The organism is Pseudomonas sp. 39004 (assembly GCF_028682155.1).
Taxonomy (GTDB): domain Bacteria; phylum Pseudomonadota; class Gammaproteobacteria; order Pseudomonadales; family Pseudomonadaceae; genus Aquipseudomonas; species Aquipseudomonas capeferrum.
The window spans coordinates 1-5,108 of the sequence record NZ_JANIAG010000259.1 but is presented as its reverse complement, the minus strand read 5'-3'; the positions used below and the strand labels follow the sequence as shown (position 1 = coordinate 5,108).

The window sequence follows — 5,108 nt, the reverse complement described above, 5'->3', positions numbered from 1 at the left end:
GTGAGAGTTGCCGGCCTGTTCGCGGGTTTGCCTGCGAACAGGCCGGCGCTTTCAAATTCAGGTTGTTGGGATATCAGGCTTTGTGCTGATCAACGATGCCTTTGATCCTGTCCTTGATCGCCAGCCGCTCCTTGCGCAAACGCGTGACGGTGTCATCGGTGCTGGCGTTGCTTTCGGCGGCCAGCACTTCCTTGTCCTTGGCGTTGTACTCCTTGTGCAGTTTGTGCAGGTCGTGGTTCTCGTCAATGCGCGCCTGGAAGTCGTCGGCAGTGATGTTCAGGTCAGCGAGCAGATCGTGCGGAACGGGCATTTCTTCACCTCTCTTGGGGGTTGGCGAATGGTCCTGACTTTTGAGGATAGTCGCCTTTGCGCCGGTGGGGGACTGGGGTAGGCTGTCGCATCCCTCCCGTGAGCCGGAACCCTGCGCCATGCCTCATCTGAACCTGGAATACAGCGACAACCTGCGCGAGCTGAACGTCGACGTGCTGCTGCTGCGCCTGAACCACGCCCTGGTCGGCAGTGGCCAGTTTGCCGAAGAGCTGGACATCAAGAGCCGCGCCCAAGCGTTCAAGCACTACCGGGTGGGCACTGCGCCGGCCGAACGGGCCTTCGCCCATGTGCGCCTGGCGATCCTCAGCGGGCGCTCGCCGGAGGTGAAAAAACAACTGTCCGCCAGCCTGCTCGAGGTGCTGCGCGAAACCATTACGGCCCAGGGCGGGCTGGACATTCAGCTGTGCGTTGAAGTGCTTGATATCGACCGTGAGCCGTACGCCAAGCTTCGCCTGCCTGGCTGAATGGCGGCTGAATGAACTTCATTTAATGTGATAAAGATGCCCACTCACTGTTTTGTTGGCGTCTTTTTCACGAAATATTGATGGTGCCCTTTCTAGAGTTCAGCCAACTTTCCCGGTGCCGCACAGGCCCACGGGCTGATAATCACTCTTGATTGCGAACCCTGATGCTCAACTTCAAATCGCTGCGGACTGAATGGGTCACGTTGTTGGCCAGCCTGTACTTGCTGATCGGCTTCAATGTCTTTCTCTGGCAGCACCTTGAGCAGGTGGTTCCGCCAGGGCTGCCGGGGCTTTGGCTGAGCCTGGCGTTTGCCGTGCTGATGCTGTTCGCATTCAATTTGATCTTGACCTTGTTTGCCTTTCGGTATGTGTTGAAACCGGTGCTGATCCTCTTGTTCATGAGTGGCGCAGGTGTCGCTTATTTCATGAATCAATACGGTGTACTTATTGATGCCGGTATGTTCCGTAATATCGCCGAAACCAATGTCACGGAAGTCCGCGACTTGCTCTCGCTGAAGTTTGCCTTGTCTATCCTGGGCTTGGGTGTTTTGCCTTCGGTGCTTTTGTGGAAGGCGCCGATCGCCTACCGCGCCTGGCACCGTGAACTGCTGGGCAAGCTGGTGGTAAGCGGCGCCTGCGTGGTGGCCTTGGGGTCGGTGGCGTTGGTCAACTATCAGGGGTTGTCTTCGCTGTTTCGCAATCACCACGAACTGCGCCTGATGCTGACGCCCAGTAATATCGTGGGTGCCTCCATAGGTTATGTCAGTGAACGTGTGGGCACGGCCGCCCGGCCATTCCAGCCTTACGGTGAAGATGCCCGGCGCGATGCAGCCTGGCAGCACCACGCCCGCAAGTCGTTGACCGTGCTGGTGGTGGGTGAGAGCGCGCGTGCAGAAAACTTTGGTGTGCTCGGCTATGCCCGCGACACCACGCCAAACCTTGCCAAGGAGCAGGGCCTGCTGGCGTTTTCCGATGTGCATTCGTGCGGTACCGAGACGGCAGTGTCGGTGCCGTGCATGTTCTCGGGCATGGGCCGCAAGGAGTACGACGCGCGCGTCGCCAAGAACCGTGAAGGGCTGCTCGACATCCTCCAGCGCGCAGGCCTGGCCGTGCAGTGGCGCGACAACCAGTCGGGCTGCAAGGGTACCTGTGATCGGGTGCAGTTCATCGATGTCAGCAACCTCACCGACCCGGCCCTGTGTGCCAATGGCGAATGCCATGACGAGATTCTGTTGCAGGGTTTGGCCGAGCTGCTCGACAACCTCGACAAGGACACCGTGCTGGTGCTGCACCAGATGGGCAGCCATGGCCCCGAGTACTTCAAGCGTTACCCGGCGCAAACCGAGCGGTTCACCCCGGTGTGCCACAGCAATGCCCTGAACCAGTGCAGCCAGCAGGAGATCGTCAACGGCTACGACAACACCCTGGCCTACACCGACAAGGTGCTGGCCATGTTGATCGATACCCTGCGCAGCAAGCAGGACAAGGTCGATACCGCCATGATCTACCTGTCCGACCACGGCGAATCGCTGGGCGAATACAACCTGTTCCTGCATGGCACCCCCTACATGCTGGCGCCTGAGCAACAGAAGCACGTGCCGTTGCTGACCTGGTTTTCGGACAGCTACCGCGAAGATTTCGGCCTGGACACCGACTGTCTGGCCAAGCTCAGCGACGCGCCGCTGTCCCAGGACAACCTGTTCCACTCGATGCTTGGCCTGTTGCAGGTGCGCACCGAGGTCTACCAGCAGTCGCTGGACATGTTCGCCAGCTGCCGGCCTTGGCTGGCAGCCAAGCGGTGATTGCCAATGGCCTGCATACCACCGTTTATCTATTCCAGGGATGGCGCAGGTTTCACCCGCAGTGCCCGCGCCGTATATACTGCGCGCCAATGTTAGTGGGAGAGCCTCGTGGCCATCGAAATACACTGGATCCGTGACGACCAGACCCTGGCCGAACTCTGCCGAAGCTGGCGCGAACTGCCCTTCGTAGCGCTCGACACCGAATTCATGCGGGTAGACACCTTCTACCCCAAGGCGGGGCTTATCCAGATTGGCGATGGCCAACGCGCCTTTCTGATCGACCCGCTGCTGATCAAGAATTGGCAGCCCCTGGCCGAGTTGCTGGAAGACAGCGGCGTGGTCAAGGTGCTGCACGCCTGCAGCGAAGACCTCGAAGTGTTGCTGCGCCTGACCGGCAAGCTGCCACAGCCGCTGTTCGACACGCAGTTGGCCGCCGGCTACCTGAACCTGGGCTTCTCCATGGGTTATTCGCGCCTGGTCCAGGAAGTGCTGGGGCTCGAGCTGCCCAAGGGTGAAACCCGCTCCGACTGGTTGCAGCGCCCGCTTTCCGAAACCCAGATCAGCTACGCCGCCGAGGATGCCGTGCACCTGGCCGAGCTGTTCACCGCCCTGCGCCCGCGCCTGTCCGACGACAAGTACGCCTGGGTGCTGGAGGACGGCGCCGAGCTGGTTGCCCAACTGCGCCGCGAGGTCGAACCCGAGAGCTTGTACCGCGACGTCAAGCTGGCCTGGAAGCTTGCGCCCCAGCAGTTGGCGGTGTTGCGCGAGCTGTGTGCCTGGCGCGAGCGCGAGGCACGCCACCGCGACGTGCCGCGCAATCGCATCCTCAAGGAGCACTCGCTGTGGCCGATGGCCAAATCCCAGCCGTCCAACCTGTCGGCGCTGGCCAAGATCGACGAGATGCACCCGCGTACCATCCGTCAGGACGGTGAATTCCTCGTTCAGCTGATCAAGCGGGCTGCCAGCCTGCCTGCCGAGCAGTGGCCGCAGGTCCTGCCCGAGCCCTTGCCGATCGAGGCTGCCGGTATCCTCAAGCAGCTGCGCGCGATCGGCCAGGCCGAAGGCGAGCGCCTGGGCATAGCCCCCGAGCTGATGCTGCGCAAGAAAACCCTGGAAGCCCTGCTCAAGAGCGGCTACCCCAACGGCCCCTATCAACTGCCCGATTCGCTGCGCGGCTGGCGCCGTGAGCGTATGGGCCAGGCCCTGCTGGACAACCTGGCAGGTGCCGGAGAAACCCGATGAAACGTATCTGCTCGATCTACAAGAGCCCCCGCAAGAACGAAATGTACCTGTATGTGCTCAAGGCCGAAGGCCTGGAGCGCGTGCCCGAGGCCCTGCTGCCGTTCTTCGGCGCCCCCGTGCATGCCTTCGACCTGGTGCTGACCCCCGAGCGCAAGCTGGCCCGCGAGGATATCGCCAAGGTGCTGGAAAACCTCGACAACCAGGGCTATCACCTGCAGATGCCGCCGGTCGAAGACGAGTACATCGAGCACCTGCCCGAAGAGCTGCTGCGCCGTAACGATCCGGTCTGACCCAGGCCAGGTTCCCCTCTTTCGCCAAGTGGCCCGCGCGTCGGGCCGCTTTGGTTGTCTGCCAAGGTTGTTTTCACGAATGCGCGTTCTGATTGCCGAACAGGATCATGCCCATTACGCCCAGTTGTTGGGCCAGGCGGCCCCTGACCTGGAAATCCTGACCAGCAGCGACTCTGCCGAACTGGCGCTGCAGGCGTCGCAGTGCCCAGTGTGGCTGGGTCAGCCTGACTTGCTGGCGAGCCTGCTGCGCCAGGGCCACAAGCCGGCCTGGATGCAGTCGACCTGGGCGGGCATTACTCCGCTGCTGGCCGACGGCTTGCCACGGGATTATCGCTTGACGCGTGCGGTGGGCATTTTTGGTCAGGTGATGGCGGAATACATGCTCACCTACATGCTTGGCCATGAACGCGAAGTGCTGCCGCGCCTGCTGAGCCAGGTGGAGCGGCGCTGGGACGACCGCCCGGGCGGGACGCTGGAGGGGCGCCAGGTGTTGATCGTCGGCACCGGCGATATCGGCCAGCGGGTAGCCGAGTTTCTCCAGCCGTTTGGGGTAACCCTGTACGGTATTGCCAGCAGCGCCCGTGAGCAGGCGCCGTTCGCCGAAGTGGCCGCGCTGGCGGACCTGCCGAGCAGGGTCGAGCGGGCCGATTACGTGATCAACCTGCTGCCGGACACGCCGGCGACCCATGATCTGTACGATGCGGCGCTGTTCCAGCGTTTCAAGCCCAGTGCGTTGTTCATCAATGCCGGGCGCGGGGTGGCGGTGGTCGATGGCGACCTGGTCGAAGCACTGAAGCAAGGCCACCTGGCGGGCGCGGTAATCGATGTGTGCCGCCAGGAGCCGCTGCCCCAGCGTCACCCGTTCTGGACCGCCTTGGGGTTGCTGCTGACCGGGCACAGCTCGGCGCCCACCTCGCCGGCGGCGATGGTGCGGCTGTTTGTCGAGAATGTGCGGGCATATGAGGCGGAGCAGGGCTTGC

Annotated in this window: 6 protein-coding genes; 5 read left to right on the top strand and 1 reads right to left on the bottom strand. The window is 62.3% G+C overall.

The annotated features are described in order from the left end of the window. Positions 1-73: 73 nt before the first annotated feature. Positions 74-310, bottom strand: a complete 237-nt coding sequence (locus NP534_RS25480; RefSeq protein ID WP_274100556.1) for a YdcH family protein — start codon at positions 308-310, stop codon at positions 74-76. 118 nt (positions 311-428) lie between these two features. Between NP534_RS25480 and NP534_RS25475 the strand changes: the two genes are divergently transcribed. The 5 genes from NP534_RS25475 to NP534_RS25455 all read left to right on the top strand — a co-directional run. After that, positions 429-794 carry a 5-carboxymethyl-2-hydroxymuconate Delta-isomerase gene (locus NP534_RS25475; protein ID WP_274100555.1) on the top strand — a complete coding sequence of 122 codons (366 nt, stop codon included), beginning with the start codon at positions 429-431 and terminating at the stop codon, positions 792-794. A gap of 164 nt (positions 795-958) precedes the next feature. Continuing rightward, entirely contained in the window at positions 959-2,596 is a 1,638-nt protein-coding gene (locus tag NP534_RS25470; RefSeq protein ID WP_274100554.1) for a phosphoethanolamine transferase, read from the top strand. A 108-nt stretch (positions 2,597-2,704) separates the two neighbouring features. Next, positions 2,705-3,838: a ribonuclease D gene (rnd, locus tag NP534_RS25465; RefSeq protein WP_274100553.1), complete on the top strand. Its 1,134-nt coding sequence runs from the start codon at positions 2,705-2,707 to the stop codon at positions 3,836-3,838. Continuing rightward, positions 3,835-4,128, top strand: a complete 294-nt coding sequence (locus NP534_RS25460; protein WP_033699773.1) for a YcgL domain-containing protein — start codon at positions 3,835-3,837, stop codon at positions 4,126-4,128. The genes rnd and NP534_RS25460 overlap by 4 nt, the downstream gene beginning before the upstream one ends. Before the next feature lie 79 nt (positions 4,129-4,207). After that, positions 4,208-5,108, top strand: a 901-nt coding sequence (locus tag NP534_RS25455) for a D-2-hydroxyacid dehydrogenase (protein ID WP_274100552.1), incomplete at its 3' end; no start/stop codon positions are given.

What these genes read in the sequence shown, in the direction of transcription:
- NP534_RS25480 (WP_274100556.1), bottom strand. Translation starts at nt 310, where the DNA reads ATGCCCGTTCCGCACGATCTGCTCGCTGACCTGAACATCACTGCCGAC.
- NP534_RS25475 (WP_274100555.1), top strand. Translation starts at nt 429, where the DNA reads ATGCCTCATCTGAACCTGGAATACAGCGACAACCTGCGCGAGCTGAAC.
- NP534_RS25470 (WP_274100554.1), top strand. Translation starts at nt 959, where the DNA reads ATGCTCAACTTCAAATCGCTGCGGACTGAATGGGTCACGTTGTTGGCC.
- NP534_RS25460 (WP_033699773.1), top strand. Translation starts at nt 3,835, where the DNA reads ATGAAACGTATCTGCTCGATCTACAAGAGCCCCCGCAAGAACGAAATG.